We start from the raw sequence: 26,738 nt of genomic DNA on the forward strand, positions 1-26,738 counted from the left end.
CCATAGAGTAAGAATATTTCCCACTGGTTGCTACAAACTAATTTAAAGGATAAGAAAAAGTTGATCAAATGCGCATCCAGAAAGGACAGAGAGTATGAAAAAAAATCTTATGCTCCTCATTTTCACTATCACATTCATGTTCATAAATTTATCTCCTGTCTACGCTCAAAATAACCCGAGAAACATTTATGAAGTAAAACCAGGAGATTATTTATGGAAGATTGCTCAGACCTATGAGACGACAGTGCAGGATTTGAAACAAATCAACGGCTTACAAACAGATATACTAATTATTGGGCAAAAATTAAGGGTTCCCATTAATTACGAAGTTGTTCCCGGGGATACACTCTGGAAGATTTCTCAGAACTTCACCTCTACAGTTTCATTAATTAAATCAGCAAATGGTCTTACATGGGATATAATTATTGTTGGACAAAAGTTAAAGATTCCTCCGAAAAAGCTTAGAAACCAAGGACAATTTTTCCTGATGACTAGAGAGGAATTCAAAGACTGGATTTTCAACCAAAAATTCACGAGAAGAGTGGGGAAGATCCAACAGCATCACACGTACCAGCCATCTTATCAGTCATTCAACGGAGTTAATCATTTTATGTTAATGCAGGGGATGAAGGAATATCATGTATCAGGCATGAAATGGAGCGATATCAGTCAGCAATTGACCACATTCCCAGACGGAACAGTGGCACTCGGAAGACCGTTTAACACACCTCCTGAAGGTTCATTTGGGCTGCTAAATGAAACTGTCATGCACGAAATCGAAAAAGATGCACTAGCGATTGAAAACGTCGGAAACTTTGATGCTGAACACATGACAGCCGAGCAAAGGGAGACCATTATTACCGTTACCGCCTTGCTCATGTTGAAATATGGCTTGCAGCCAACGGTTGAAACGATCACGTATCATCACTGGTGGGATATCAACACAGGGGAAAGAGTGCTAGATGCGGGACACGGACATGCGATCAAAACTTGTCCTGGTACTGGATTTTTTGGTGGAAATTCCACGGACGCTGCAAAAAATAATTTTTATCCTCTAGTCGATAAAAAAATGCATGAAATTTTAGCTACTATGCAATAGTAAAAAAATGCTCAGTCGATCTGAGCATTTTTTTTATTAATGGAAAAGATTAATTCATCTTCTACAGCCTTAATTACTCTGCCGGTATCTTTAAATCCTACTGATACATAGAGTTTTTTAGCTTTTCCATTTTCGGGTACAAAGGTTATAAATATTTCGTCACAATTAAATTGATTCACCATTTCTTTTAATACTAGGAGTAATGCTTTTCTCCCATACCCATTACCTTGAAACTTGTAATCAATCATAATTCTGCAAATCTCATAGCCAGCGAGCTCGTCCGAATACCCATACATGGTAAATCCAATTGGTGTTTCATTTTGATAAACGGCATTAACTGTCCAATTCTCCTCCATACTTGCTTGTGCTAAGGACAAACAGTTTGAGGCAATTGTTTTTTCGAATACTCTGTTTCGTTGATCTTCTGCACTACTTAGTCTTACAATGTCAAACCAGTTTTGTTTAGTTACTTCTTTTAATGTAATCATTTTATTTCCCTCTAATCAAAATTTTAATCTCCATTAATAAATTCTCCGTTTGGCGAAAATCACCTTTTTGGGGATTGCTCATAACTAATTTTAAAATAATGTACTTCCAAGCTGCTAGATATGAGCATCCGTGTTCTAGGAAAGGGACGTAGCTGACCGGAACTTTAAGTACAAAAAGAAAAGCTGCCATATATATGGACAGCTCTGATTATTATAAGTGTCTTTTTAATTATGATTTATTTATTATTTGCGAGAATCGCTAGTGATAAAACAGAGTAGGATGCTTTTTCATTATTTACGTAGCAATTCATCAAGTTTCTCCTCTATCTTTTTAAATCTTTTGTCATAGTGTCGATATGTAATATAGCCCGTAATTGCTTTAGCCAGGAAAAATAATATGGCAGCAACCGCGATAAGCACATAATTATGCCCTAAACGACTTAAAAATTGATTGATATCATTCATAGCTTCTAAGCAACCTCTTTCAATCCTATCACAAATGAAGTATTTATATTGATTATGTCCTTACTATGAATATTTATGTGAGACGGATTGGGGAGCTTATCGCTTTAATCTTTCTTCGATTACCATCGTTGGGAAATAATCACCAAATTCATTAGTTTCCTTTTCATTACGATTCATACTGATTGTCCCAATATTAGGATATGTAATCGATAGGATTTCCCAACCTTCATGTTTTAATAATTCATCTGATAATTGACTATATCTATTAACTGCCATATCTTTAGCAGGAAACTTTTCATTTGGAGCTAAATCAATTGTGGCTTTAATTTCACGATTTACAAAAGACACATTAGTTAACTTGTCACCTTCTCCAATTCCATAATAGTCAATAATTTCTTTCACCAGCACTTCTGTAAGCGGTTGTGGTGTTTCTCGTGGTTGACTTTCCTGAGATAGTTCAATTAACTTTTCTTTATTATCCTCTGTTTGTTGTTCTGTCAGTAATCCTTCTGATTCATTAGGTTTTTCTTCAGTCTCCTTTATTGGTTCATTTGTTGACTGGTTATTATTTGGTTCTTCTGCATTACATGCTGCTAGAAGTATTAAAGAAAACAACATCATATAAAGTATTTTTTTCATGTTACACCCTCCACCAATTGGTTAAAACTAAAAATGTGTCTTTGAACATTAATCATTTTTCCCTAACTTTTTTTATCTAGACGGGCTCGAATTTGCGTTTCCGTGTGTATGATATAGTGTATTGGCATACTAGCTCTCTATGCAAATGAAAGGAAGTGTTACAATGGATAATATGATTCCGTCACATACTATGGGTGCTAATGTACTTCCCCAGCCTCAAATGCATTATGGCTATGCGGCTCCATGTGTTCAAACACGTGGTTGCGATAGTTTTATCATTATAATCGTGTTGTTTATTTTATTAATCATTATTGGTGCATTTGTTTTCTGCGATTAAAAGGCACCTATTACGGTGTTCTTAAATAAGCTCATTCAGGATACGAAAAAAGGGGGAGACGAATGGAATCGTCTCCCTCAAATTATTTGGTCTTGCGCCATGTTGCGCCATGGGTGCGCCATGGGGACGGTTCTTGTGGTCAGCACTAACCAAAAAAACCATGAGAACCGTCCCCATTGACGCAACGCCCGTTGACGATAAAATTACAGTTTGTCCCATTCAAATTTCGATTATTACCATAAATATATAAATGGAAGAGTATTTTGAAAAAAGAATGGAGGATAGTTGATGAAACTTTATTTAGATCCAGGTCATGGAGGCTCAGACACTGGCGCTGTAGGCAACGGACTAAGGGAAAAAGATATTACGTTAGATATTGCGCTTAGAATACGTTCGATCTTAACGAATAATTATGAAGATGTTCAAGTCATGATGAGCCGTACAGGCGATACAAGTAAGACCTTAAGCCAACGGACCAATGAGGCGAATTCTTGGGGTGCCGATTATTATTTGTCGATTCACTGCAATGCGTTTAATGGCTCTCCGGGGGGATATGAAGACTTTATTCACACCAGCCAATCCAGCTCATCCGTTACTGCACAATATCAGACCATTATCCATGCAGAGGTTATGAAATTGAATCAGCTGCAGGACCGCGGCCAGAAAAAAGCAAATTTCCATGTTCTACGCGAATCTGCTATGCCAGCACTATTAACGGAAAATGGTTTTATCGACAACGCACAAGATGCCGCACTGATGAAACAGTCTTCATGGCGGCAACAAGTGGCACAAGGTCATGCAAATGGTGTAGCGAAAGCATTTAATCTTAAAAGTAAAACAACTGATCCCGGTACCGGAGCGATTTACAAAGTAATAGCCGGGTCATTCAAGTCAAAAGAAAATGCGGTCGAACGTGTCGCATTTCTTCGCACCAAAGGGATTGAATCGTTTGTTGATACCGTTTTAATCTCAGGTGAGACTTGGTATCGGGTTCAGGCAGGGGCCTTTTCAAACCGTGAAAATGCAGAGAACCGTTTGAATGAAGTTAAAAATGCGGGGATTCAGGATGCCTTTATTCTTGCTGAGAACACAAGCGGCACTTCTAATGAAGAAGGTCCAACGGGGTATTCCATCCAAGGGCAAACCTTTCTCTCTCCCGAACATATGAATCTATTTGTAAAAACTATTAATCCTGCTGCACTTGAATTAGGGATGTATTATTTAACCTTCGGAGAATATTACGGAATCAGAGGTGACATTGCCTTTGCACAAGCCATGCACGAAACAGACTTTCTTCGATTTACCGGGGGCGTGCAGCCTGAGCAGAACAATTTTTGCGGATTAGGCGCCACTGGGCCAGATAATCCTGGTGCAAGCTTTGCTACTCCAAGAGAAGGAGTACTTGCCCATTTGCAGCATTTATTTGCCTATGCTTCTACTAAACCGCTGCCAGATGAATATCCATTAGTGGATCCTCGTTTTGACCTGGTAGCAAGAGGATCTGCTGCAACATGGGTTGGTTTAAATGGAAAATGGGCCGTACCGGGTACCAATTACGGTCAATCTATTTTAAGTCTTTATGAAAGAATGATTGATGAAGCAAGGAAAAATCTAGAAAATGTTCTACTAGAATTAAAAGGTTAATTTTTTCTAGTTACTTGCCCTTTTCTCTTTTTATAAACATTTTCATCATTTCCTCTATTAAAAGATTGCATAGAATATCTTGTTGCAAAATAATATGAGAGGAATGAATGCGCATGTTAGGTTTTTCAATTATTCAACTGGTTCGGCGAAATGGACATAAAATTGATAGAAACTTACGCCAGGAATTACTTCACATCTATTCCCCATTTCGTACTATTCCATGTTTCTTACACAGACCCGTTGAATATTTAAGTAAGAAGGTAAAGAAGATCCCATTAGTCATTGAGTTTGAGGCGGACTGTTTTGAGCAGGGGATAAATGATGTTAAAAATACAAAGTCCAAAACGCTGCATCAGCATCCTTCCATTTCCTGTTGCTCTACCACACTATCAATCGAAAAAATTGAACATTTACTCGATCATTGCAGTCATATAAAGAAAGTCTATTATGATCGAAAAGTAACAGCCCTCCTTGATAGAGCCACCCCTTCTATTCACTCCGACCAATTACAGCAAAACGGCTTAACAGGAAAGGGTGTTACCATCGCCATCATTGATACAGGCATCCATCCACACGAAGATTTACAAGGACGGATCAAAGGATTTAAAGATTTTATCAATAGTCGATCTGCACCCTATGATGATAATGGTCACGGTACCCACTGTGCAGGAGATGCAGCAGGCAACGGAGCATTATCCGGTGGAAAATATAAAGGACCTGCACCTGAGGCTCATTTAGTAGGAGTAAAGGTTCTAGATAAAATGGGCTCTGGTTCCCTTTCAACGGTCATTTCTGGTGTTGATTGGTGCATCCAAAATCAAGCACTATATAATATCAACATTCTTTCATTATCGCTTGGCAGTGATGCACAACAGCCTGCTGAAGACGATCTTGTCGTAAAAGCTGTTGAAAAAGCATGGGATAATGGAATGGTCGTTTGTGTAGCAGCGGGTAATTCAGGACCTTCACAAGAAACGATTGCCAGCCCTGGGATAAGCCCAAAAGTTATTACGGTGGGAGCGGCCAATGATTTTAATACAGTCGATCGTTCTGATGATACGGTAGCCGATTTTTCAAGCCGGGGTCCGACCATTGATGGGCTTATGAAACCTGATCTTGTCACGCCTGGTGTAAATATTATTTCACTGCGTTCACCGGGGTCTTTTTTAGATAAAACAAATTCATCCTCACGTGTTGATACAAACTATTTTTCATTATCCGGAACCTCCATGGCCACTCCGATATGCGCAGGCGTAGTCGCACAAATGCTGCAAATCAATCCAAACCAATCCCCCGACGACATCAAACTACAGCTCATTCAAGCATGTGAAGATATGGGACAACCCTCCTACATCCAAGGCAATGGTTATTTAGACGCTGAAAATATAATGAATATGGAAGGAAGACAACATTAATCAAGGTGGTTTTGGCACCTCTAAGATAGACTAATTAAAGAATACTAAGCTGGCTCAGTTCTTATAACTGAGCCATTTCTGATGGACCATGGGTGGACCATGGGGACGGTTCCAGGACCATGGGGACGGTTCTAATGGTTTTATTCCTATTATTTAGTAGCAGGGGATAGGCAAAAAATCACTGAAGTATTTTTAAAATTGGTGTATGATAATTTTGATCGTATAGTTTCCTTTTTTCTTACCTTCTTATTACGTTACCCTCGTATGTTTATCCAGCATGAAAACTATCATTTTTTTACTTTCCATTTCGATCGTATTACCTCATCTAATCCATTATTCAAATTTTTAACGACTTGACCCCCATGCGGGGTCGGTTCTTTTGCTCTAACCTCACTTGGACCATGAGAACCGTCCCTATGGAAACTAATGTAAGGGAGAATCTTATCTTGGAAAATTATTGTTTTTTTAAGGGAATAGAGCAAATAAATAGACCGATGTTTTCCTGTGGTGTTTAAGATGCCACGAAGAGCCAGAGTGAAAAGTAGGAGCGGAATCTATCATATTATGCTAAGAGGTGCCAATCGTCAGGAAATCTTCCACGATGATGAGGATTGCTTGAAGTTTCTCGATTTATTACATACGTATAAGCTGAAAACCGAGGTGGAGATGTACGGTTGGTGTTTGATGAGTAATCATGTACACCTCCTATTAAGAGAGGGCAATGAAGATATATCGGCTACCATGAAGCGAATTGGTGTAAGTTATGTCTCGTACTATAACTGGAAGTACGGAACTTCAGGGCATCTTTTTCAAGACAGGTTCAAGAGTGAGAATGTAGAAAATGTACAGTACTTATTGACCGTGGTAAGATACATCCACCAAAATCCACTTAAGGCAGGAATCGTCAAACGGGTGGATGAATGGAGGTGGAGCAGCTGTCGGCAATATTACGGTACTCACGATGAGGGATCGAAACTGCTGGACCCTGAATTCATTTTTGGAATGTTTTCGGGGGATAACATTTTGGCCAGAGAGAGATTTATAGAATTTAATGAAAAGGTCAATCAGGACCAATGTTTAGATAACCACATGGATAACAGAAGAGTAACAGATGAGGAAGCTAGGGAAATGATCAAGAAGCTGCTGATAGAAACTGAAATCGCCCAGGTTAAGAGTTTACCTAGACTCCAAAGAGATGAAATACTCAAAAAAACAAAAGGAATTAAAGGCCTTTCCCAACGCCAAACAGCAAGAATCCTAGGCGTTTCACGAACACTTATTTCTAAGGCTTGATTTTCGGGGACGGTTCTTGTGGTCTAAAAAAACCATGAGAACCGTCCCTATTGACATTAATGAACAGCTATAAAACGTTTCCGATTTTTTATTTGATAGAAAATAGCAACTGCCCATAATCCGATAATGAGGACGTATGCCAGCATCGCTAAAGAAACTGGTAATGCAACGGTTTTAATGATGGTCATTGAGTTGGTAAGGATAATAAATCCGCCCACTAACACCCCTAACATATAAGAAGGAACGATTCTTACAAGCCAAGCTGCTATAGGTGCGGCAATCACTCCGCCAATCATAAAAGCGATGACCCATTGCCATTGGTACTGGTCAATCCCTAGAAACAAGATGAATCCTAATGTCGCTGATACCGCAATGGCAAATTCACTTGTATCTACTGTGCCAATGACTTTCTTAGGGGAAATCCCATTTTTTGCAATCAACACAGGGGCAGTGATAGGTCCCCATCCTCCGCCTCCAACGGCATCAAAGAAACCTCCAACCATACCAAGTGGTGTTAAGAATTTACTTGAAATAGGCGACCCTTGATTCTTAGAAGAATGATTGAAAAATAGAAAACGGATTAGAATGTAGATTCCTAGTACTATTAAAAAGATTGAGATAAACGGTTTGATTTTATCTCCAGGCAAACTGCTTAGAAAAGCCGCTCCTATAAATGCACTAATTGCACCAGGGATGGTTAGTTTCCATAAAATCCTTTTATCCACATTTTTAAACCATATATGTGATGCACCAGATGCTGCAGTCGTGGCAATTTCAGCCATATGAATCGAAGCGGAGGCCGCTGCAGGCGCTATTCCGAACATTAATAGTAATGAGGAGGATGTTGCCCCAAATCCCATACCTAAAGAACCATCGACTAACTGTGCTAAAAAACCAATTACTGAAAAAATAATTAATCTTTTCATCCTTAACCTCCTCAAAACCAAGTAATCTTATATGAATTATAAGTTAAGGTATAAGGTTTGTAAATAATTATTTTCAGAATATTGTCTTACCTCGAAAATACTTGTAACTCATCCGTTTGAACGTAGAGCGTGAGATCCCGTTTCCTTGATTTGCGGAAAGTTGTGAACCTTGAATGATAAAACAGCTATGTTTTTTCCAGTACTTGAGCAAAGTTACTACAATCAATAAATGGAATGGAAAGGGAAATGCTCCATTATTATCGTGATTTTAATCAGAAGTTAATCATAACTTAACATTCTAGTTTTACAATTTAATAGAGTAATGAATAGGAGGAGAGAGTATGAATAAAATGAAAAAGAATTTATTGACGGGCTGCTTTTCAATGGCGATGGCTGCTGCTTTTGTCGCAACACCTGCTTCGGCAGACGCGGAGGAAAAGCTCAAGGAGGGAGAGAAGTTTGAACTCACCATTCTCCAGACGAATGACTTTCATGGTCATGTGGATGACATCGTCACACTGGATGATGGAACACTTCATCACAATTCCATTGCGAAGTACGCCACCATCATTGAAGATGTTCGCAATGTAGAGGAGAATGTACTACTCGTCGATGGCGGGGATGTCTTCCTGCGCGGCGAGTTTCAGGCGGGTCAAGGAGAGTTGGAGACGTCTCTTTTGAAAGCAATAGACTATGATGCGATGGTTCTTGGAAACAACGACTTCCGCGTTTACCCTGCCGGAGAGGGCACACCTTACAGCCTTTATGAACAGTTAAAGGATTACCACCGTAACGTGAACTTCCCAATCCTTACTGGTAATGTCATTAACAAGGACACAGGAAAGTACATACAGAATGTCAAGCCTTGGAAGGGTTTTACTTTCAACGGTGTTCAAGTCGGGTTGATCGGCCTTACTTCGATGAAGCCTGAAATTCGTGGTTGGAATGACGTTGCAGACCTAGATTTTATTGAACCGGTTGAAGCCTTGCAAGCATTGCTTCCTGTAGTAAGTGAAAAATCGGATATTAACATTGTCCTTTCTCATGCTGGAAACCCTGAAGATCACAACTTGGCAAAAGTTCCTGGAGTTTCTGCGGTTATCGGTGCTGATACACACAAAGTTATCGAAAAGCCTGAATACGAATTCAACGGAGAGGTAATGGTTCCGATTACTCAAGCTGGCGGAGAACAAGAGAATTATTTGGGGCGCCTGGATTTGACTTTTGAAGTCGTTGACGGTCAAATGAAATTGGTAGAATCTGATGGATTCCTCTACGAGGTCACCAATGTTCCTGCAAATCCGGATATACAAGCGATGATTGATGATTATCGTGCAGAGATGAATGCACAATAATCCAATAAGGTGACTGTATGCAACAGCGATAAAAAATCCAACCCTTTTGCCGAGTGGAAAAAGGGTTGGATTTATTTATACAGATAAAAATCTTGGTTGTGAAAAGTTCGCGCTTGAAAAGGTGGCAGGTTTCAACTGGAAGTTTAAGTGTGAGCAAACAACCCAAACTTAAACTGCCTTGGATTTTTTATTTATTTTCTTTTGATTGCGTACTTCCTCACGGTACGTGGCTACTTTTTCTTTGATCAGTTCGGAGTCTTGTTTTTTTGACGGCTATGAGGTCTATCATATGGGCTACGGTGTAAATATAGATGGGCAATTCCCTATGATCGCTGCCCGAAATGGGTTAAAGGTTTATAGAATTGGAAAAACCGCAGATGTCTTGCATGGTGAAGGCCCTTCCTATCCGATTGTAGATACAGATGAAGTTTTAAGAGTTTTAGAGGAAACGTATTTGAAAGAAAGTGGAGAGGCTGCTTTTCTCGTCAATGTGCAAGAAACAGATTTGGCAGGTCACTCAGAGGATGCAGAGTGGTATGCAAAGCTATTAAATACCACAGACCAGTGGCTGGCGAAGTTCCTGCCTAAGATGGAGGAAGAAGATATTCTTATCATCATGGCAGACCATGGGAACGATCCAACCATCGGGCACTCGAGTCACACAAGGGAATACGTACCGTTAATGATTACAGGCCACAAAGTCAAGGCTGCCCATATTCGCAGAAGAAACTCAATGGCCGATGTCGGCGCCACACTAAGTGAATTCTTTGGACTTCCTAAGACAGAAGAAGGGGAAAGCTTTTACAAAGAGATTCTCGAATAAAACGGCAAATTTGCAATGTTTAGCTAATACTACAGATTTATTGTCTCTTCGCCAAGAATTGTCATTTCTATTAATGGTAGATAATTCAGACTTCATGAAAAAGAATTTTAAATTTAACCTTGAAGCTACTGATTTACAAATTGTCCCACTTGAAGATTTATCGGAGTTTCTAACTGGAGAATTACTATATCCAAGTAGCGCCGGATTGTTAGAACTGGTAAAAACATCTAAGCTTATTAATGATAGAAACCTAGATTAGTATTTTTAATTATTATAATGAAAACGACCGGCTATACGGCAGTTGGGAAGATTAGGGAGGTATAAAAATACCTCTGCTTTTATTTTTTAAAAACCCCAAAGGAATTGCGAATAGCGGAAAAATTTTTGAAAAAACTAGGGAATCTCCTCGATAAGAAAATTCTGTAGAAACCAGACTAAAGTTCGTTTTTTCAAAAGGGATTGTGGGACTTTTAATTAATCGTTTATTTATGAAGAATTCAATCGTCCTTTGTCGAGATGGTGGTTCTCAGCCTTTTTTAATCAGAATTACTTTTTATAACCTTTTCATTATAGTACAAAAAAGGATAATTGAAGCTTATGATCAACTATCCTCTAGGTTGGTTTTAATATACGGGTCCGTTCTTTTATTAAATGATTAATTATGATTCAAAATTGAATCTACTTTAAGTTCATCAATATTAAGTTCTGCTAGGTTATCAACTAATACCGAATCCGGATCAAATATTAAAGTCATAAATTTTGTTGAGCCTGCTTGAATGGTTCCAATAGATGATAAATCAAACTCACCACTAGCGACTTCAAGAACCATTTCCTCGCCCATTCCATTTGTTTGCTTAATTGAAATTGTTACTGTCCCAGAAATATCTTTAATAGGAACATTAAATCCATTACGGATAAATACATCCGTCTGAAAGATGCCATTTGCCTTTTGATCTGGATATACGTTTATACTATAAACGGTAATAGAGTCTTTTGGTACATCTCCTAAAGCATTTAAAACCTTCTTTATATTATCGATGTTCTCTTCGGGAACATCATCGAGAAAGGCTTGATCAAACTCAATGGGTTGTTCTGTTAAAGAGGATTTTACTATTTTGTTACCCTCTATTTCACCTTTTACTTTATCAATCCATGCCGTTGGAGTTAAATTTTCACTCTTTAGTCTCTTAAGTGCATTCCTCCACGTTAATGAGTTGTCAAAATTTAAATGGGAATAGTCAGCATTTTCTTTTCCTTCTCCGTCAAGATAAACAACGGTAGCTATTTCATCATAGTTGGCAACAGCTTTCCAAGCTCCATCTACTTTCTTGAAAACGGCATAACCTTTAATTTTTTGGTTCATGTTAGAGTCAGGTGTATATGTCTCACTAATCATTTTCGCTTCATAATAAGCTAGAACTTCGTCATCCTTTTGATACAATACATCAATCTTATCGAGAGAAGTAGAAGGTTTTTTAGGAATAATAACATCCTTAATAACACTCTCATACACTGAATTGATCTCCCCATAGACCAACTCTTGATACTTATTGTAATCACCTTCATCAATTGCTTTATACTGACTTTTAAGGTTTGTTTCTATTTTCTTTACAATGTCTTGTTCAATCCCGTGTTTATTTTTCGCTTCTACTTTTTCTAATGATGCAGTTTTGTTACTGCCACAAGCAAAGAGGATGGTGCTTATTAGTAGTAACGTAAAAATTATAAATAATTTTTTCATGACATATCCCCTTTATATAAAAAAATATAAATCCTATACTACTATATAATAGGGAAAAAATGTAGAAAAATGAGATAATTTTATAAAAGTATGGGAGGAACAAAACCTCATTTAGATGCACTACGGTGAACCGTATCTAAGTAAGTGAGGTTTTTCAGCATTTTGTAAAGATTTAAAATTAAAATAAGTCACTATGAAAAGGGAGTTAGCGCAGCTAACAAGCTTTTATGCATAGCTTGTATGTGCAAGAATATACTGCAAAAAATAGCAGGTGTCCCCTATCATTCTCTATCCTTACCTTCAATAAAAACCATGAGAACCGTCCCCAAAGAAAGGAACCTTTACAAACAATTTACCCACAATTAACACTTTTAACTTGGTACCAAGTTATTCTTAAAGAAAAGATAAAGGAGGGACCTGCGTGAAAGTTGAGTTGCATTGTCATACGAATATTTCAGATTGTCCATTGTCGATTGAGGAAGTCTTGGAGTTAGCTCTTGCACAAGGCGTTACACACTTAGCGGTTACAAACCATGACACCACAAAAGGTCTTGAAGAGGCAGTTGAAACTGGAAAAAGATATGGAATTGAAGTCATTCCAGGCATTGAGATGTCAGGGTTTGATTTTGTAAGAGGCCGGCGTGTACACATTCTCGGTTATTTTATTGAACCGGGTCATGAGGGGATTGAATCTTTTTGTGAACCACTCGTTAACAATAGGCACAGAGCTTCGGAGGAAATGGTTGAAAGATTAATGGCTGCAGGGTACCAGATCTCATGGGAGCGCTGTAAGGAAATCGCTCATGGAGGAACAGGAGTTTACAAGCAGCATATCATGCATGCATTGATTGAAGCAGGGTATACCGATTCCATTTATGGCCCGCTTTATAAAAAATTATTTAATCGCGGACAAAATGGTGAGAAGCCGGGAATTGCGTTTATTCCAATGGAATATATGGATGCCAAAACAGCTGTTCAGGTCATTCTTCTTGCTGGGGGAGTACCCGTGCTTGCTCATCCGGGTCAGTATGGCAACTTTGAAATGGTGCCGGAATTAGTGGAAGCTGGATTGCAGGGAATCGAGGTTTGGCATCCGTTGCATGATGAGAAACATGAGGAACAAGCCAAACAGCTGGCAAGAAAATATGACCTAATCATGACAGGTGGATCCGATTTTCACGGTGAATATGGAGAAAAACCTGTGCTAATTGGGAGTAAAAGCCCAGGAATGGAGACTTTTGAAGCGTTACTAGCGAGAAGAGAGCTGATCGCAAAAACGAATTAAATAAGGAGCTGAACCATTCATATGCCATTGATCTATCAGCCCAAAAAAGAAAAAAAGCTATCCATCGCTCCAAGCTTCGCTGAGTCAAGTCATATCATCAATAGTTCTGCGGGGGAATGGACGTCTATTGGAGAAAATAATCATATCATTGAGTCCACCTTTGGTGATTATACCTACACGATGGATGATGTAACGGTGAACTATGCGGAAATAGGTAAGTTTTGTTCGATTGCGTCCCACGTATGTATTAATCCGGTTCAGCATCCAATGGACCGAGTCAGCCAGCACCATATGACGTATCGAAAGGTGGCATACGACTTTGCCAATGAGGATGATGAAGCCCTTTTTGATTGGCGGAGAACTCAAACCGTGAAAATTGGTCATGATGTATGGATCGGCCATGGTGCGATTATTATGAAAGGCGTGGAGATTGGTACAGGAGCAGTCGTTGGATCTGGGGCGGTTGTGACGAAAAACGTCGAGCCTTATACGATCGTCGTTGGTGTTCCTGGCAAGCCCATTAAAAGAAGGTTTTCAAAAGAAGTAGGTGATCGATTACTTGAAATTGCCTGGTGGGATTGGCCGCGAAAAAAACTTGAGGCCCATTTTGAAGAATTGAATGATTTAGAAGCTTTTCTAAAAAAGCATGGATAAGTGTGGCAGGTAAGTCCTAGTCTTGGATTAGGGCTTTTTCTAATTTGATAAATATAATTTACATAGACTTAACGTTTACTATATATTCAGACGATATACTAGACATAGATTTCGTGTCGAAAGGGGCAAGCCTTGATGTCTGAAAAAACTTTATTAGTAGATCGGTTGATTTCGGAAATACGGGAAGGAAAATATAAACCGAATGACAAATTACCATCGGAAAATGAACTAGCCGATCTGTATAAAGTACCAAGAATGGTGATTCGAAAGGTATATGAGCGCTTGCAGGAACTCGGTTATATTTTTTCGAAGCAAGGTAAAGGCAGCTATGTACAAAATCAAAAACTGCAAATACCGCTTATTTTAACCGGGGATGTCAGTTTTACTGAAAAAATGAAGGAATTAAACTATGATTCTAGGACTATGAATCTATCTTGTGAAAAAATTCCATATGATTCTTCCATTTATCATTCGTTACAAGTGAAACGTGATGACGCCGTGTATAAGATTAGCCGATTACGAATCGTGGAAGACTGTCCGATTGCTGTGCATACCTCGTACTTATCTCAATCCCTTTTTGAAAATATTCAGAAGGATGGGAAGGAAATTCATTCTATTTTTCACTATTATCGACAACAAGGCTACACAGATTTTCAACCGACGCGCAGCCAATTGAGTGTTGTTTTTCCAAGTAAAGTAGAACGAGATCTATTAAAATGTCCCAGCCTTGTACCCCTTTTACTCTTAGAATCTGGATGTGTAGATAAGAAAACCCGCACAGTGCTTGAATACTCGAAGATTATATATCGCAGCGATTGTTTTACGTATGTAATCTAAAGCAGTTGGTATCATGCAAATGAATAGATGTATTTTAAAAAAATCGGCCCGCTCAGAAGCCGATTTTTTTTATTTCCAGACCGTGGGGACGGTTCTGATGGCTTTTTTGTGGCAGTTTATTGAGCCGGTGGAACCGTCCCCTTGGTATATTGAGCCGGTGGAACCGTCCCCTTGGCACACATACGTCATTTACAAAACCCATACAAACTTAACCATTCTTTTACGTTCGCTGACTTGGCAACAAGATAGAGTAAAACATGTAGAACAAAGACATTAGGAGGCCTTAGATGAAAAGAAGACGAAGAACGGAGATATTAATCAATGGCTCTCAAAATCGATTAGAGGACATGGCACATTGTATAAAAGATAACTACCAGGTGAAGGTCATTCAAGAGCCAGAAAGCGGCTTAGTGATGTTGAAAGTCCGAGAGACTTCCCAAAAAAGCCTGTTTTATCCTGGCGAAGTGTTCGTAACAGAATGTAAGGTTCAAATACAAGGAAGCATTGGAATTGGCATCGTGAAGGGAGATCAGCCAGAGCTTTCGTTTAACCTTGCTGTGATTGACGCAGCGTATGAAGCGATGCTGCCTGAAACGATTGGGTGGAAGCTGCTGCTTGAAAAAGAGGAGAAGGCCATTCAGGAGCAGAGAGCTGCTGACAGCCAATCTATATTAAAAACAAAAGTAAACTTTGAAACGATGGATGTTTAATGAGGAGGAAAAGATTTTGACACTAGATATCGTTCACGATCTTCAATCTGTTTATCGAAAATTGGTGGATTCTACTTCAAGACCAGGGCTCATTTCCGATTTGATGAAGGAGGCAGCTTTAGTGGAAGAGGAGGATCAAAAAGCCTGCAGTGCTTCTGTCTTATTGATAGCCCTCACCTTATTTGATCAGGAAGTTTCTTTTAAGGTTTTTTCACCCCAAGCAGATTCGGTTTCGAAAACTATTAATCAATTAACCTATGCAAAGCCTACAGAAGCAAAGAAGGCTGATTTTCTAATAATCCTTCAAGATGCTGAGAAAGGATCGCTTGAAGAGGCCATTATCAATGCGAAGGCTGGGACGTTAAAAAATCCACATACATCCGCCTTCATTATCGTAGAAGCGGAATCTGTGACTAGCGGGGAAGCCCTATTGTTAAAGGGGCCAGGAATTCACACCACAGAGATTGTTCATGTGGATATAAATGAAAACTGGGTGGAAAGCCGCCAAGAAAAAAACAAGGAATATCCGTTAGGGATTGATTTGATTTTTATCGATCAACATCATCAGCTACTATCATTGCCTAGAACCACACAAATTACCAGGAATCGGGTGATGGGTTAATGGGTTATGTAGCCGTTAAAGGTGGAACGCATGCAATTGAAGAGTCGATTAAGCGTCTGAAATATGAAAGAGTTCATCAAGGACAAACCATCGAAGTAGAAAAAATTAAAGCTGGTATGCGCGGATTAGTGGATCAGGTGATGTCCGAAAGCAGTTTATACAATGAGACGTTGGCTGCCCTAGCGATCAAACAAGCAGAAGGAAACCCGGAAGAAGCTGTCTTTCTATTAAGAGCTTATCGTTCGACGGTCCCGCGAAAGCATTATTCAAGAGTGATTGAAACACAACAAATGAATGTGGAGCGCCGGATCTCGGCAAGCTTTAAAGATATCCCGGGTGGTCAAATCCTTGGAGCAACAACGGATTATACCCATCGGCTGCTTGATTTTAACTTGATGGAAGAAACCGACGAAGTCGTTCAGGAATGGCTTCATCATTATCTAAAGGAAAACTTTCAAGGTGATGAGCAGCAGCTGACTCTTCCAAAGGTGCTCGATTATTTGCGTAAAGAGGGCTTAATCCCCCCTTGCGAAGACAACAATAGTGAACCAGATGATGTAACGAGAGAAAGTCTGGAGTTTCCATCGAGCAGAAGTCAAAGACTGCAAATTTTAACAAGAGGAGAAACAGGGGCTGTTACTTCCCTTGCCTATGCGGTCATTAGGGGATATGGAGCCTTGCATCCGACTGTTGGCGAGCTTCGTGTTGGCACTTTGCCCGTTACGATTGATCATCCAACCGATGCGGGTGACGATGATGATGCCTTTTATATTGGAGAAGTAAAGGTTACTGAAACTGAAATGCTCATGCCGGTTACCGTTGAAAAAGAATACGGAAAAAAAGAATTGGAGTTTGAAATCGGCTACGGCCTTGTGTTTGGCCAAAATGAAACAAAGGCGATTGCAATGGGGATTCTAGATAATTGTCTTGAACATCCAACGACTGATTTTCCTAGCCATAATGAAGAATTTGTTCTTTATCATATTGATTCAGTAGAATCAACGGGCTTTATCTCGCATTTGAAAATGCCTCATTACGTTACCTTCCAGTCCAAGCTTGATAGCGTACGGAAAACGAAAAAAGAAGGGGCGAAACATGAGGAAGAACAAGAGGTGAAAAGGTGATGAATACAGCCTACAACTTTGCTTTTTTTGACGAAGGTTCAAAAAGAGAAATTAGAAGAGCCACTCTAAAGGCGATTGCTATTCCTGGTTACCAAGTTCCATTTGCCTCAAGAGAAATGCCGATTGGCAGAGGATGGGGAACCGGCGGTTTGCAGTTAACGCTATCGTTAATTGGCAAAAAGGATGTTCTGAAAGTCATTGATCAAGGATCGGATGAATCGGTTAATGCCGTCAATATTAAAAAGCTCGTTTCTGATACGACTGGGGTGGAAACAACGGATCATACCACGGAAGCAACCCTTATTCAATCGAGACATCGAATTCCTGAGGTGCCGCTAAAGAAGGATCAGATTCTCATCCTGCAGGTGCCGCTTCCTGAACCGCTCCGTTATTATGAGCCGAGCGAGAATGAAACGAAAAAGCTTCACGCAGAGAAAGAATATAGTGGTGCCTGGTTAATGCTGTTTGAACAGATCATGAAATATGGAAGTATGACAACAGGGGCGGATCATCCTGTGATGGTTCATGATCGTTATGTGATGGCACCGAGCCCGATTCCACGATTTGATAATCCGAAAATGCATGAAAGTGAAGCACTTATTCTGTTAGGGGCGGGGCGTGAAAAGAAAGTGTACGCAGTCCCGCCATATACAAAGGTCGTATCGCTCGATTTTGAGGATTATCCGTTTGAGCCAGAGTCCTTTGAAGACAAGCATTGCCGGTTATGTGGTTCAACGGGGGTCTTTTTAGATGAGCTCATTGATGAAGAAACAAACGTAGCGTTCTATCAATGTAATGATACGAGCTATTGTATTGAAACATTAAATGAAGTCGAACCATTTGGAGTGAAATAAATGGCTGAATTTGAAGTTCCAGTTTTATCGATTAAACACTTAAATAAGCAGTTTGGTAAAGGATGTCCGTATTGCCAAGACCAAGAATCTCTCGTTAAAAATTATTGTCAGGTTTGTGGAACAGTTTATGCCTGTAGAGATGTATCCTTTGATGTTTTTCCAGGAGAGGTTCTTGGCATCGTCGGAGAGAGTGGCAGTGGAAAATCAACATTGATGCAATGCCTATATTTTGACCAAGAAGTAACCAGTGGAGAAGCCTATCTAGCAGACTACCATAATGGTGAGAAAAATCTCTTTCAAGAGTCTTCTCAGCAGCAGCGCTATATACGCAACAATATCATGGGGAAAGTCTATCAAAACCCTTTATTAGGTTTGAAAATGAACTTTTCATCGATTGGCAATATTGCCGAGAAGCTTATTGCAGCTGGCAATCAGCATGTTGGCATGATGGAGAACAGAGGGACAGAACTTCTAAATAAAGTAAACATCCCTGTGCATCGCCGAAAAGAGGCGCCGAAAAACTTTTCTGGAGGAATGCAGCAGCGGGTACAAATTGCCAAAGCTCTTTCCAATCGTCCTCCCCTTCTGCTGCTAGATGAGGTGACGACTGGATTGGATCTTTCTGTACAAGCGAGTGTCCTCGACTTAATTAAAAGTCTGCAGCGCGAATTAAATATTAGTATTGTTCTCGTTTCCCATGATCTAGGAGTCATCCGTATGCTCGCAGACCGAACACTGGTTATGTTGGAGGGAAGGGTCATTGAGCAAGGATTAACGGACCAAATCCTCGAGGATCCGCAGCATCGATATACACAGCAGCTTGTTCATTCATTGCTGTAAGATTTCCATTCTACTTTAGGGGGAAGTACTTTGTTTGTGATTACAAATGGAAGATTAATCACCGAAGAAGCCGTTTTGTATGGCTATGATCTATTAATTGAAGAGGACAGAATTACAAAAATTGCTCCTAAAGGCGAGATTAAATTTGAGGAACAGATAGAGGTAATTGACGCAGCAGGAGGATATATTTCTCCAGGTTTTATCGATATCCATTCGGACTATATCGAACATATGGCTGCACCTAGACCGACCTCACTAATGAATTTTGACTTGGCTTTACGGGAAACAGAGAAACAGCTTATCTCACATGGCATTACGACGATGTTCCATTCTCTTTCCTTGTTCAAAGGGAGTGATTATGAGTATAAGCCGATTCGTGAGCCTGAAAATGTTCGGAAATTTATTGATTTAATTGACCGGACCCACAGTATGAAGCACCTTGTCCGCCATCGATTTCATGCAAGGTTTGAGATTGATAATGTTGAAGAAATGGAAAATCTCAAAAGCTATATTACCGAGAACAAAGTCCATTTAGTTTCTTTTATGGATCATACTCCTGGGCAGGGTCAGTATCGTCATCTAGAAATTTACCGAAATACTGTTAAAAGCTATAACAATATCAGTGATTCATCGATTGATGTTCTCATTCAAAAACACCAAACGAAAGAGAAGCTGTCGATTGAAGACATAAAGGAAATCACTCAGCTTGCTCATGACCATCAAATTGCTGTCGCTTCCCATGATGACGATAGTCTTGAAAAGCTTGAACTTGTTCATAGTTTTGGTACGACCATTAGTGAATTTCCCATCACGTTAGAGGTAGCGCGTAGAGCAAAGGAGCTAGGTATGTATACAATTGCCGGTGCTCCAAATGTCCTCCTTGGAGGTTCTCATAGTGGAAACTTGGGGGCAGCGGAAGCGATTCAATACCAATCGATTGATATCTTGTGCAGTGATTACTATCCGGCAGCGATGTTTCATTCCATCTTTGAGTTGGTTGAAAAGTATGGCATGGATTTAGTTGACATGATCAAGCTTGTCACGATTAACCCAGCAAAAGCAGTCAAAATGGATGGAGAAATTGGATCTATTCGCGAAGGAAAAAAAGCAGATTTGCTGATCATTGAAAAAATTAGTGATGATTTTCCAGTGATTACGGGAGTATTTGTGGACGGAAAGCTGATTCAAAAGACCAATTATCGAATCTAAGCTGAAGCGAGATGCTCAGATTACGGGAGAATTTCAGAAAGCAGGTGCAATGGGTGGAAACTCTTCTAGAGATTAAGAACTTATCCAAATCGTTTGACCTTCATAATTTGGGTAAACATATCCAGGCTGTAAGCGGTGTACATATCCAGATAAAAGAAGGAGAATTTGTCGGGATTACGGGTAAAAGCGGAAGCGGCAAGTCGACGATTTTAAAATGTATTTATGGAACGTATCGTATCCAGCAAGGGAGTATTTGGTACCATTCAAAAAAATTTGGGCGAATTAACTTAGCAGAGGCAACTGAACGAGAAATGCTTTATTTAAGGAAGCATGAAATCGGATATGTGTCCCAATTTTTAAATGTCATGCCGCGAACGACGGCTAGGCAGCTTGTGAAACAAGCGATCCTTGAAATGGGGGACGATCATGACTTGGCGGAAAAAGAAACAGAAAAGATTCTTGCGCATTTTGAATTGGGTGAAGAATTATGGGACAGCTACCCAACCACTTTTTCCGGAGGTGAAAAACTGAGACTTAACATTGCCCGAGCGATGGTGAAAAAACCGAGACTGTTGCTATTAGATGAACCGACAGCAAGTTTAGATCACGATTCTAAAATAAAGGTGAAACTTCTCATTGAACAGCTCATGAAGGAAGGCACAACAATGCTTGGAATCTTTCATGACCTTGAGTTTATGAATCATTTATGTAATCAAGAGTACAACATGCAAAATGGAGTTTTCTCTCATTCTACTAGTTTTACCAACTCTTAACAAATCTTTATATAAGATTAATAGTAGCTTGACAATTCGTTGATACAGTATAGAAGTGGCCAAAATAAAAAAATGTTGAGGAGCTTGATGATGAAAAAGACGTTATTATTTTTACTTTCTATTGTTATGTTAGTCGTATTTGCAGGTTGTTCAGCTTCATCAGGAGGAGCAGCTGGTGATAAAGATACCCTTACCATTGCTTGGCTGCCAAATGAATCTGGGGCAGATCTTACGGAAGCTCGAGACGAAATTGGAAAAATAGTCGAAGAGAAAACAGGTAAAAAGGTCGAGCATCAAACAACGACAGACTATATTGTGGCGATTGAAGCAGTGGCCAATGGAAATGCGGATATGGCTTTCCTAGGAGCACAAGGCTACATTGAAGCGCATAACAAAAATGATAAAGTACTTCCATTGGTGGTTCCTTCAGGTGCGTCTGGTACCTTAGACGATGCGGTTTATTATAGCTGGTTAGCCGTAAATAAAGACAATGTCGACCAATATCAGAATGGTGACGAATTTGCGATTGATAACATTCAAGGCAAGAAATTCTCTTTTGTATCCAATAGTTCAACATCAGGTTTTAAAGTTCCATCAACAGGAATTGTTAATTACTTCAGTCAACAGGGAGAGTTCAAAGACTTAACGGCAGAAGATTTGCTTGAAGGCGGCGAAGATCAATTCTTTAGCGAAGTTTTATACGGAGGTTCTCACCAAGGTTCAGCGGTCAATCTTTTATCAGGAAAAGCGGATGTAGCGGCTTTCTGTGATACATGTGTGAACAATTATGTAGAGCTTGCTGATGGGGAAGAGAACCGACCTGGAGCGGTTTATCAAGTGAAAAAAGATGCAGCAGAACCATTTAACACTGTAGTTGGAAAAGAATTTTCACTCATCTCTGTTACTCCAGTCCTAAATGCACCATTTGTTATCAATACTGAGACGGTGAATGAAGATCTTCAAGCGCAGCTTCTTGAAGTGATGACATCGGATGAAATTACGAACAATGAAAAAGTCTTTGTTCCAGAGGATTCTGAGTTTTCAGGATTGTTTAAGAAAACAGCAGACGAGCGTTTAGTAGAAGTAGAGGATGCCTGGTTCAACCCAATTCGTGAGCTTTCGAAATAAGTAACCAAATAGCAAGGAGAGTTAACCTATGACAGTCTTATTAGAAGTAAATCATGTGTCCAAACAATTTGGTAGTGATACGAAGGCGTTATCAGATGTTAACTTCTCCGTTAATGAAGGAGAGTTTGTTTCCATCATCGGTCCATCAGGAGCGGGGAAATCCACTCTCCTTCGTTGTATTAACCGGATGATTAATGCAACGAGCGGAGAAATTATGTTTGATAACATGAATGTGATGAATCTGAAGAAGAAGGACTTAAAAAAAGTCCGCACGAAAATCGGAATGATCTTTCAGCATTATAATCTTGTCAATCGCTTAAGTGTGATCGAAAATACGCTTCATGGCAATTTAGGAAAAAAATCAACATTAGCTGGAGTTCTCGGTCTTTATAGTCAAGAAGAAAAGGAGCAGGCGGTTAACATCCTACATGTTCTTGGTTTAGACGAACACATTTATAAGCGTGCGGATCAATTGAGCGGCGGTCAAAAGCAGCGAGTTGGAATCGCTCGTGCTATTATTCAAAATCCACGGATGCTATTGTGTGATGAGCCGATTGCTTCACTTGATCCCAATTCTGCCAAGGTCATTATGGATCACTTAAGAAACATTTCAAGGACCATGGGCATTACCGTTCTCGTGAATCTCCACCAAGTGGATGTGGCATTAAAGTACTCGGATAAAATTATCGGGGTTAACCATGGTCAAGTGGTTTATAATGGCTCGCCTAAAAACATAACAAAAGAAGATATTCAGCGTATTTACGGATCCGAAGCTGAAGATCTTATTTTTGATGTAGGAGGCATCCATGCAAGCTGATTATTTTTTCAAAAAGAAGCGGAATACGCTCGGATTCCTCTCCATCTTAGGAGCAGTCACGGTACTAGCCATTATCATCACCGAGTACAATATCGTCAAAGGCTTTTCTTCCCTTCCAAAAGCTGTGGAATGGGGTTTAGCAAACTTTTACCCGACGCAAGAATCCTTAACGAAGCTTCCTGCTATTCTCGATAAGTTAATTGAAACGCTGTTAGTTTCGATTGCAGCAACCACTACGGGAGCTGTTGTTGCTTTACTATTTGCGATTCTAGGCTCGAATACAACGAGAGTGAATGCCTTTTTTGGGAGTATTAGTAGAGGAATTGCGACCATTTTTCGAAATATCGATGTGGCAGCCTGGGCCATGATTCTACTATTCTCATTTGGTCAAAGTTCATTAACAGGTTATTTTGCCTTGTTTTTTGGTTCGTTTGGCTTTTTGACAAGAGCTTTTGTTGAAACGATTGATGAGGTCAGCGGGGGCTCCGTTGAAGCGTTACAAGCGACGGGTGCGGGTTACTTTTCGATTATCTTTCAGTCGGTGATTCCATCTAGCCTTCCACAAATGATCAGCTGGATCTTATTTATGATTGAAACAAATATTAGAAGTGCCACCCTGATTGGGCTGCTGACTGGCTCAGGAATTGGGTTTACTTTTAACTTGTATTATAAAAGTCTACATTACGATGTTGCTTCTTTGGTTGTCGTCGTCATTATCGCAGCTATCTTATTCATTGAATCTGTATCTAATTATGTCAGAAGGGCGGTTTTGTAATGGAAGCAAATGAACCATTAACCTCAGCAAAACAATTACTGGACCCGCACCTGCACAAAAAAATAAGAATTAAAACCGTGACTAAATCGTCCGTGGTTATAAGGAGCACACTGATCATCCTAGCACTTTTAACGGTTTATGCATTTTTTAGTTTCGACTACAAACAGCTTGATGTTGGAGAAGCGGCTTTATCGACTTTTGCGAATCTAAAAGCCATGTTTCTAGAGCCGCATCTTGAACATTTTACCTTTACTCATGCGCTGTATCAGGTTTTTGTCACGCTGGGTCTAGCTTTTTTAACCACTTTATTTGGCGCTATAATCGCACTATTTTTGGGATTACTGGCTGCTGAAAATCTGACGAATAAACGAGTTTCTTCTGTGATTAAGGGATTTGTTGCTTTTATCAGAGCCGTTCCGACTGTTTTATGGGTGTTGATCTTTGCTGTGGCAGCAGGCCTTGGGAGCGTAGCGGCGGTCATTGGGATGACGTTCCATTCGGTCAGCTATTTAGTGAAGGCTTATTCTGAGTCCTTTGAGGAATTAGACAATGGCGTGATTGAAGCCCTTCAAGCGAGTGGAGCAAACTGGTGGCAGATTATCTTTCAAGCTGTTATTCCATCTTCTCTGACTTATCTAATTTCATGGACGTTTCTTCGATTTGAAATTAACTTCGCAGTTGCCATCGCAATGGGAGCAGCAGCAGGTGCCGGCGGAATCGGATTTGACATGTTTATGGCCAGCAGTTTCTACTTAGACATTAGGGAAATCGGGGCAATCACCTTTTTTGTCTTAGCCATTGCCATCTTACTTGAAATGGCGGCGATCCGATTTAAAAAGAAACTTAAGGTCAATGGGCAATAGAGAGGTAAAATGTTTTTCCAATAATCAGAAACTCGATGATTGATGTCGGCCGCTTATTAAGTAAAATCTTTGACTACCTCAGACAGAAGAAGGGGAAAGCTTTTACAAAAAGAGTCTCTTTAGATTTTTTGAAGATTAGGATTAGTAGTTGGAAAAGCCCCCTTCGCGACTTCGAAGGGGGCTTTCTTGAGTACAATGTTAAAGAGTAAAATAAAATGTACTAATTACTGTTATGATCTCGGAAATGGTTTTGATACCTATAGGTATAGCTATGCACAAAAAAATCAATAAAAGTGGGAAAACCAACACCCTAAGGTTCAAAATAATTCCTCCTAATGGAATCGTTATTATGTACCAGTATAAAACTCCAATATTAAGTGAATTTTGAGTTCTTGTTAAGACTTTATAAATTTATTTTTAGACTGGTGCAGGCGGTGCCTGTCACCCCCGTTAATAGAACAAAATCCCCACCTGCTAGGTGGGGATTTCTTTTGGTAGTTTTACTGTGCCGCAGGTTTGATTTGTCTATTGCCCTGCTGTTCTAACTTTCTAACCACTTCTTCACTTGTATCCGCGCGTTTAACGAATAGGGCTAATAAGAGAGCTACGATATTAATCGCAAATGTCACATAGAATGAATATTGAATTCCTGCTAGTAAAGCTTGCTGTGTTAATAAAGCAGTTGAAGCTTCTGTTAGTGTGGCTGGATCGACACCAGCGATAAGGCTCTCCGCTTCAGATTTTGTAACGGAGTTCATAATCGTTACGAGAACCGCAGTACCGATGGAACCGGATACTTGCTGAGCTGTATTGTTAATCGCTGTACCATGTGGATTTAACACAGTCGGTAATTGATTTAACCCGTTTGTCATAATTGGCATCATGACCATGGACATCCCTAACATACGCAACGTGTAAACAAGAATAATATAGGTGTAGCTTGAATCAATTTGTAAATGCGCCAGCATATACGTAGAAACACCAGTAATGGTAAGCCCGATTACTCCTAGTATACGTGGGCCAAATTTATCGAATAGTTTACCGGTAATGGGCGACATAATCCCCATCACGATCGCACCTGGCAGCATCATTAATCCTGAATCAAGCGGTGAAATTCCACGAACGTTCTGTACATAAGCAGGTGTTAAAATCATACCTGAGAACATGGCGATGGCGTTGACGATGGCAATCACGGACCCAAGTGCAAACATTGGATATTTATAAACACGTAAATCTAATAATGGCTGATCCATCTTTAATTGACGAATAATAAAGGCGATTAAGGCAATACCGCCAACGATGATGGTGGTTAAGACGATGGTATCGTCCCAGCCGTCTGAGCTTGCTGAACTTACACCATAGAGTAATCCGCCAAAACCGATGGATGATAATACTAATGAAAGGTAATCAAGTGTTGCATTTTTATTTTGTTCCATTACATTTTCTAGCTTCCAAACGGCTAATAATAAACTAATGACTGCTAATGGTAAAATCATTTCAAACAGTAAGCGCCAGTCGTAGTATTCTACGATGTAACCGGATAGGGTTGGTCCGATGGCTGGTGCTGTAATCATAACTAAACCGAAGATCCCCATTGCGGTACCGCGTTTTTCACGCGGGAAGCTTACTAACATAATGTTCATCAATAAAGGTCCCATAACGGAAGAGCCAGCTGCCTGAATCATGCGCCCGGTAAGTAAGAGACCAAAATTTGGTGCGAAGGCTGCTAGTGCTGTACCCAGTGTGAAAAGTACCATGGATGTAATGTATAAACTACGATTTGAAAAGCGTGTTAGTAAAAAGGCTGATGCCGGAATTAAGATCCCGCTGACCAGCATATAGCCAGTAGCTAACCATTGAACGGTCGAATAATCTTTGATTCCTAAATCGACCATGATCGATGGAAGAGCTACGTTTAATAGCGAGTTATTTAAAAAAGAGACAAATGCTCCAACGAATAAGATCGCAATCATTAAATATGGTGGTTTTTTTTGTAATGATGTATCCATATATTCTTTCTCC

28 protein-coding genes are annotated in these 26,738 nt (G+C 39.8%); 22 read left to right on the forward strand and 6 right to left on the reverse strand.

Features of this window, described 5'->3' with window-relative positions:
• The first annotated feature begins 94 nt into the window (after positions 1-94).
• Entirely contained in the window at positions 95-1,099 is a 1,005-nt protein-coding gene (locus ACIQAA_RS25125) for a LysM peptidoglycan-binding domain-containing protein (RefSeq protein WP_402625211.1), read from the forward strand.
• 11 nt (positions 1,100-1,110) lie between these two features.
• Here ACIQAA_RS25125 and ACIQAA_RS25130 read toward each other — a convergent pair whose 3' ends face one another.
• The 3 genes from ACIQAA_RS25130 to ACIQAA_RS25140 all read right to left on the reverse strand — a co-directional run bounded on the left by ACIQAA_RS25130 (position 1,111) and on the right by ACIQAA_RS25140 (position 2,691).
• Complete coding sequence (locus tag ACIQAA_RS25130) at positions 1,111-1,587, reverse strand: GNAT family N-acetyltransferase (protein ID WP_402625214.1); 477 nt, start codon at positions 1,585-1,587, stop codon at positions 1,111-1,113.
• A 291-nt stretch (positions 1,588-1,878) separates the two neighbouring features.
• On the reverse strand, positions 1,879-2,052 hold the full coding sequence (locus tag ACIQAA_RS25135) for a hypothetical protein (RefSeq protein ID WP_402625216.1): 174 nt from the start codon (positions 2,050-2,052) through the stop codon (positions 1,879-1,881).
• 96 nt (positions 2,053-2,148) lie between these two features.
• Complete coding sequence (locus ACIQAA_RS25140) at positions 2,149-2,691, reverse strand: hypothetical protein (protein WP_402625219.1); 543 nt, start codon at positions 2,689-2,691, stop codon at positions 2,149-2,151.
• A gap of 220 nt (positions 2,692-2,911) precedes the next feature.
• Here ACIQAA_RS25140 and ACIQAA_RS25145 point away from each other — a divergent pair, with 220 nt between their 5' ends.
• The 4 genes from ACIQAA_RS25145 (at position 2,912) to ACIQAA_RS25160 (ending at position 7,380) form a co-directional block, all read left to right on the forward strand.
• The gene (locus tag ACIQAA_RS25145) at positions 2,912-3,028 is read left to right on the forward strand and encodes a YjcZ family sporulation protein (RefSeq protein WP_307311758.1); all 117 of its coding nucleotides are present in this window, start codon (positions 2,912-2,914) and stop codon (positions 3,026-3,028) included.
• 288 nt (positions 3,029-3,316) lie between these two features.
• A complete protein-coding gene (locus ACIQAA_RS25150) occupies positions 3,317-4,672 on the forward strand; it encodes an N-acetylmuramoyl-L-alanine amidase (protein WP_402625221.1) in 1,356 nt (451 codons plus the stop codon).
• A 113-nt stretch (positions 4,673-4,785) separates the two neighbouring features.
• Positions 4,786-6,087, forward strand: a complete 1,302-nt coding sequence (locus ACIQAA_RS25155; RefSeq protein WP_402625401.1) for a S8 family peptidase — start codon at positions 4,786-4,788, stop codon at positions 6,085-6,087.
• A 534-nt stretch (positions 6,088-6,621) separates the two neighbouring features.
• Entirely contained in the window at positions 6,622-7,380 is a 759-nt protein-coding gene (locus tag ACIQAA_RS25160) for a transposase (protein ID WP_402625223.1), read from the forward strand.
• A 56-nt stretch (positions 7,381-7,436) separates the two neighbouring features.
• Here the strand turns inward: ACIQAA_RS25160 and ACIQAA_RS25165 are convergent, their stop codons facing one another.
• Positions 7,437-8,306 carry a sulfite exporter TauE/SafE family protein gene (locus ACIQAA_RS25165; RefSeq protein WP_402625226.1) on the reverse strand — a complete coding sequence of 290 codons (870 nt, stop codon included), beginning with the start codon at positions 8,304-8,306 and terminating at the stop codon, positions 7,437-7,439.
• A 365-nt stretch (positions 8,307-8,671) separates the two neighbouring features.
• Between ACIQAA_RS25165 and ACIQAA_RS25170 the strand changes: the two genes are divergently transcribed.
• Positions 8,672-9,661 (forward strand): bifunctional metallophosphatase/5'-nucleotidase, encoded by a 990-nt coding sequence (locus ACIQAA_RS25170; RefSeq protein ID WP_402625229.1) that lies wholly within the window; start codon positions 8,672-8,674, stop codon positions 9,659-9,661.
• 289 nt (positions 9,662-9,950) lie between these two features.
• Entirely contained in the window at positions 9,951-10,484 is a 534-nt protein-coding gene (locus tag ACIQAA_RS25175) for an alkaline phosphatase family protein (protein ID WP_402625232.1), read from the forward strand.
• Positions 10,485-11,139: 655 nt separating this feature from the next.
• Here ACIQAA_RS25175 and ACIQAA_RS25180 read toward each other — a convergent pair.
• Complete coding sequence (locus tag ACIQAA_RS25180; RefSeq protein ID WP_402625235.1) at positions 11,140-12,225, reverse strand: SLAP domain-containing protein; 1,086 nt, start codon at positions 12,223-12,225, stop codon at positions 11,140-11,142.
• A 421-nt stretch (positions 12,226-12,646) separates the two neighbouring features.
• On the opposite strand from ACIQAA_RS25180, the gene ACIQAA_RS25185 reads away from it, so the two are divergent.
• The 15 genes from ACIQAA_RS25185 to ACIQAA_RS25255 all read left to right on the forward strand — a co-directional run bounded on the left by ACIQAA_RS25185 (position 12,647) and on the right by ACIQAA_RS25255 (position 24,716).
• Positions 12,647-13,510: a PHP domain-containing protein gene (locus tag ACIQAA_RS25185; RefSeq protein ID WP_402625237.1), complete on the forward strand. Its 864-nt coding sequence runs from the start codon at positions 12,647-12,649 to the stop codon at positions 13,508-13,510.
• A gap of 21 nt (positions 13,511-13,531) precedes the next feature.
• Entirely contained in the window at positions 13,532-14,164 is a 633-nt protein-coding gene (locus ACIQAA_RS25190; RefSeq protein WP_402625239.1) for a DapH/DapD/GlmU-related protein, read from the forward strand.
• Positions 14,165-14,299: 135 nt separating this feature from the next.
• Positions 14,300-15,001: a GntR family transcriptional regulator gene (locus tag ACIQAA_RS25195; RefSeq protein WP_402625241.1), complete on the forward strand. Its 702-nt coding sequence runs from the start codon at positions 14,300-14,302 to the stop codon at positions 14,999-15,001.
• Positions 15,002-15,014: 13 nt separating this feature from the next.
• Complete coding sequence (locus ACIQAA_RS25200; protein ID WP_402625244.1) at positions 15,015-15,278, forward strand: hypothetical protein; 264 nt, start codon at positions 15,015-15,017, stop codon at positions 15,276-15,278.
• A 10-nt stretch (positions 15,279-15,288) separates the two neighbouring features.
• Positions 15,289-15,711 carry a phosphonate C-P lyase system protein PhnG gene (phnG, locus tag ACIQAA_RS25205; RefSeq protein ID WP_402625247.1) on the forward strand — a complete coding sequence of 141 codons (423 nt, stop codon included), beginning with the start codon at positions 15,289-15,291 and terminating at the stop codon, positions 15,709-15,711.
• A 16-nt stretch (positions 15,712-15,727) separates the two neighbouring features.
• Entirely contained in the window at positions 15,728-16,333 is a 606-nt protein-coding gene (phnH, locus tag ACIQAA_RS25210; RefSeq protein ID WP_402625249.1) for a phosphonate C-P lyase system protein PhnH, read from the forward strand.
• A complete protein-coding gene (locus ACIQAA_RS25215) occupies positions 16,333-17,457 on the forward strand; it encodes a carbon-phosphorus lyase complex subunit PhnI (RefSeq protein ID WP_402625252.1) in 1,125 nt (374 codons plus the stop codon). Before phnH ends, ACIQAA_RS25215 begins: the two co-directional genes overlap by 1 nt.
• A complete protein-coding gene (locus tag ACIQAA_RS25220) occupies positions 17,457-18,311 on the forward strand; it encodes an alpha-D-ribose 1-methylphosphonate 5-phosphate C-P-lyase PhnJ (RefSeq protein WP_402625255.1) in 855 nt (284 codons plus the stop codon). Before ACIQAA_RS25215 ends, ACIQAA_RS25220 begins: the two co-directional genes overlap by 1 nt.
• Positions 18,312-19,151 (forward strand): ATP-binding cassette domain-containing protein, encoded by an 840-nt coding sequence (locus tag ACIQAA_RS25225; protein ID WP_402625258.1) that lies wholly within the window; start codon positions 18,312-18,314, stop codon positions 19,149-19,151.
• A gap of 30 nt (positions 19,152-19,181) precedes the next feature.
• Positions 19,182-20,360, forward strand: a complete 1,179-nt coding sequence (gene phnM / locus ACIQAA_RS25230; RefSeq protein WP_402625260.1) for a phosphonate metabolism protein PhnM — start codon at positions 19,182-19,184, stop codon at positions 20,358-20,360.
• 53 nt (positions 20,361-20,413) lie between these two features.
• Positions 20,414-21,133, forward strand: coding sequence for a phosphonate C-P lyase system protein PhnL (locus ACIQAA_RS25235; protein ID WP_402625262.1), 720 nt, complete (start codon positions 20,414-20,416; stop codon positions 21,131-21,133).
• 90 nt (positions 21,134-21,223) lie between these two features.
• Positions 21,224-22,261 carry a phosphate/phosphite/phosphonate ABC transporter substrate-binding protein gene (gene phnD, locus ACIQAA_RS25240; RefSeq protein ID WP_402625265.1) on the forward strand — a complete coding sequence of 346 codons (1,038 nt, stop codon included), beginning with the start codon at positions 21,224-21,226 and terminating at the stop codon, positions 22,259-22,261.
• A 28-nt stretch (positions 22,262-22,289) separates the two neighbouring features.
• On the forward strand, positions 22,290-23,078 hold the full coding sequence (phnC, locus tag ACIQAA_RS25245) for a phosphonate ABC transporter ATP-binding protein (RefSeq protein WP_402625268.1): 789 nt from the start codon (positions 22,290-22,292) through the stop codon (positions 23,076-23,078).
• Complete coding sequence (locus ACIQAA_RS25250) at positions 23,068-23,853, forward strand: PhnE/PtxC family ABC transporter permease (RefSeq protein ID WP_402625271.1); 786 nt, start codon at positions 23,068-23,070, stop codon at positions 23,851-23,853. Before phnC ends, ACIQAA_RS25250 begins: the two co-directional genes overlap by 11 nt.
• On the forward strand, positions 23,853-24,716 hold the full coding sequence (locus tag ACIQAA_RS25255; protein ID WP_402625274.1) for a PhnE/PtxC family ABC transporter permease: 864 nt from the start codon (positions 23,853-23,855) through the stop codon (positions 24,714-24,716). The genes ACIQAA_RS25250 and ACIQAA_RS25255 overlap by 1 nt, the downstream gene beginning before the upstream one ends.
• Before the next feature lie 500 nt (positions 24,717-25,216).
• Here ACIQAA_RS25255 and ACIQAA_RS25260 read toward each other — a convergent pair whose 3' ends face one another.
• The gene (locus tag ACIQAA_RS25260) at positions 25,217-26,725 is read right to left on the reverse strand and encodes a DHA2 family efflux MFS transporter permease subunit (protein WP_402625277.1); all 1,509 of its coding nucleotides are present in this window, start codon (positions 26,723-26,725) and stop codon (positions 25,217-25,219) included.
• Between the last annotated feature and the right edge of the window lie 13 nt (positions 26,726-26,738).

The organism is Neobacillus sp. NPDC093182, from assembly GCF_044754045.1.

What these genes read in the sequence shown, in the direction of transcription:
- ACIQAA_RS25125 (WP_402625211.1), top strand. Translation starts at nt 95, where the DNA reads ATGAAAAAAAATCTTATGCTCCTCATTTTCACTATCACATTCATGTTC.
- ACIQAA_RS25130 (WP_402625214.1), bottom strand. Translation starts at nt 1,587, where the DNA reads ATGATTACATTAAAAGAAGTAACTAAACAAAACTGGTTTGACATTGTA.
- ACIQAA_RS25135 (WP_402625216.1), bottom strand. Translation starts at nt 2,052, where the DNA reads ATGAATGATATCAATCAATTTTTAAGTCGTTTAGGGCATAATTATGTG.
- ACIQAA_RS25140 (WP_402625219.1), bottom strand. Translation starts at nt 2,691, where the DNA reads ATGAAAAAAATACTTTATATGATGTTGTTTTCTTTAATACTTCTAGCA.
- ACIQAA_RS25145 (WP_307311758.1), top strand. Translation starts at nt 2,912, where the DNA reads ATGCATTATGGCTATGCGGCTCCATGTGTTCAAACACGTGGTTGCGAT.
- ACIQAA_RS25150 (WP_402625221.1), top strand. Translation starts at nt 3,317, where the DNA reads ATGAAACTTTATTTAGATCCAGGTCATGGAGGCTCAGACACTGGCGCT.
- ACIQAA_RS25155 (WP_402625401.1), top strand. Translation starts at nt 4,786, where the DNA reads ATGTTAGGTTTTTCAATTATTCAACTGGTTCGGCGAAATGGACATAAA.
- ACIQAA_RS25165 (WP_402625226.1), bottom strand. Translation starts at nt 8,306, where the DNA reads ATGAAAAGATTAATTATTTTTTCAGTAATTGGTTTTTTAGCACAGTTA.
- ACIQAA_RS25175 (WP_402625232.1), top strand. Translation starts at nt 9,951, where the DNA reads ATGGGCTACGGTGTAAATATAGATGGGCAATTCCCTATGATCGCTGCC.
- ACIQAA_RS25180 (WP_402625235.1), bottom strand. Translation starts at nt 12,225, where the DNA reads ATGAAAAAATTATTTATAATTTTTACGTTACTACTAATAAGCACCATC.
- ACIQAA_RS25190 (WP_402625239.1), top strand. Translation starts at nt 13,532, where the DNA reads ATGCCATTGATCTATCAGCCCAAAAAAGAAAAAAAGCTATCCATCGCT.
- ACIQAA_RS25195 (WP_402625241.1), top strand. Translation starts at nt 14,300, where the DNA reads ATGTCTGAAAAAACTTTATTAGTAGATCGGTTGATTTCGGAAATACGG.
- ACIQAA_RS25200 (WP_402625244.1), top strand. Translation starts at nt 15,015, where the DNA reads ATGCAAATGAATAGATGTATTTTAAAAAAATCGGCCCGCTCAGAAGCC.
- phnG (WP_402625247.1), top strand. Translation starts at nt 15,289, where the DNA reads ATGAAAAGAAGACGAAGAACGGAGATATTAATCAATGGCTCTCAAAAT.
- ACIQAA_RS25215 (WP_402625252.1), top strand. Translation starts at nt 16,333, where the DNA reads ATGGGTTATGTAGCCGTTAAAGGTGGAACGCATGCAATTGAAGAGTCG.
- ACIQAA_RS25220 (WP_402625255.1), top strand. Translation starts at nt 17,457, where the DNA reads ATGAATACAGCCTACAACTTTGCTTTTTTTGACGAAGGTTCAAAAAGA.
- ACIQAA_RS25225 (WP_402625258.1), top strand. Translation starts at nt 18,312, where the DNA reads ATGGCTGAATTTGAAGTTCCAGTTTTATCGATTAAACACTTAAATAAG.
- phnD (WP_402625265.1), top strand. Translation starts at nt 21,224, where the DNA reads ATGAAAAAGACGTTATTATTTTTACTTTCTATTGTTATGTTAGTCGTA.
- phnC (WP_402625268.1), top strand. Translation starts at nt 22,290, where the DNA reads ATGACAGTCTTATTAGAAGTAAATCATGTGTCCAAACAATTTGGTAGT.
- ACIQAA_RS25250 (WP_402625271.1), top strand. Translation starts at nt 23,068, where the DNA reads ATGCAAGCTGATTATTTTTTCAAAAAGAAGCGGAATACGCTCGGATTC.
- ACIQAA_RS25255 (WP_402625274.1), top strand. Translation starts at nt 23,853, where the DNA reads ATGGAAGCAAATGAACCATTAACCTCAGCAAAACAATTACTGGACCCG.
- ACIQAA_RS25260 (WP_402625277.1), bottom strand. Translation starts at nt 26,725, where the DNA reads ATGGATACATCATTACAAAAAAAACCACCATATTTAATGATTGCGATC.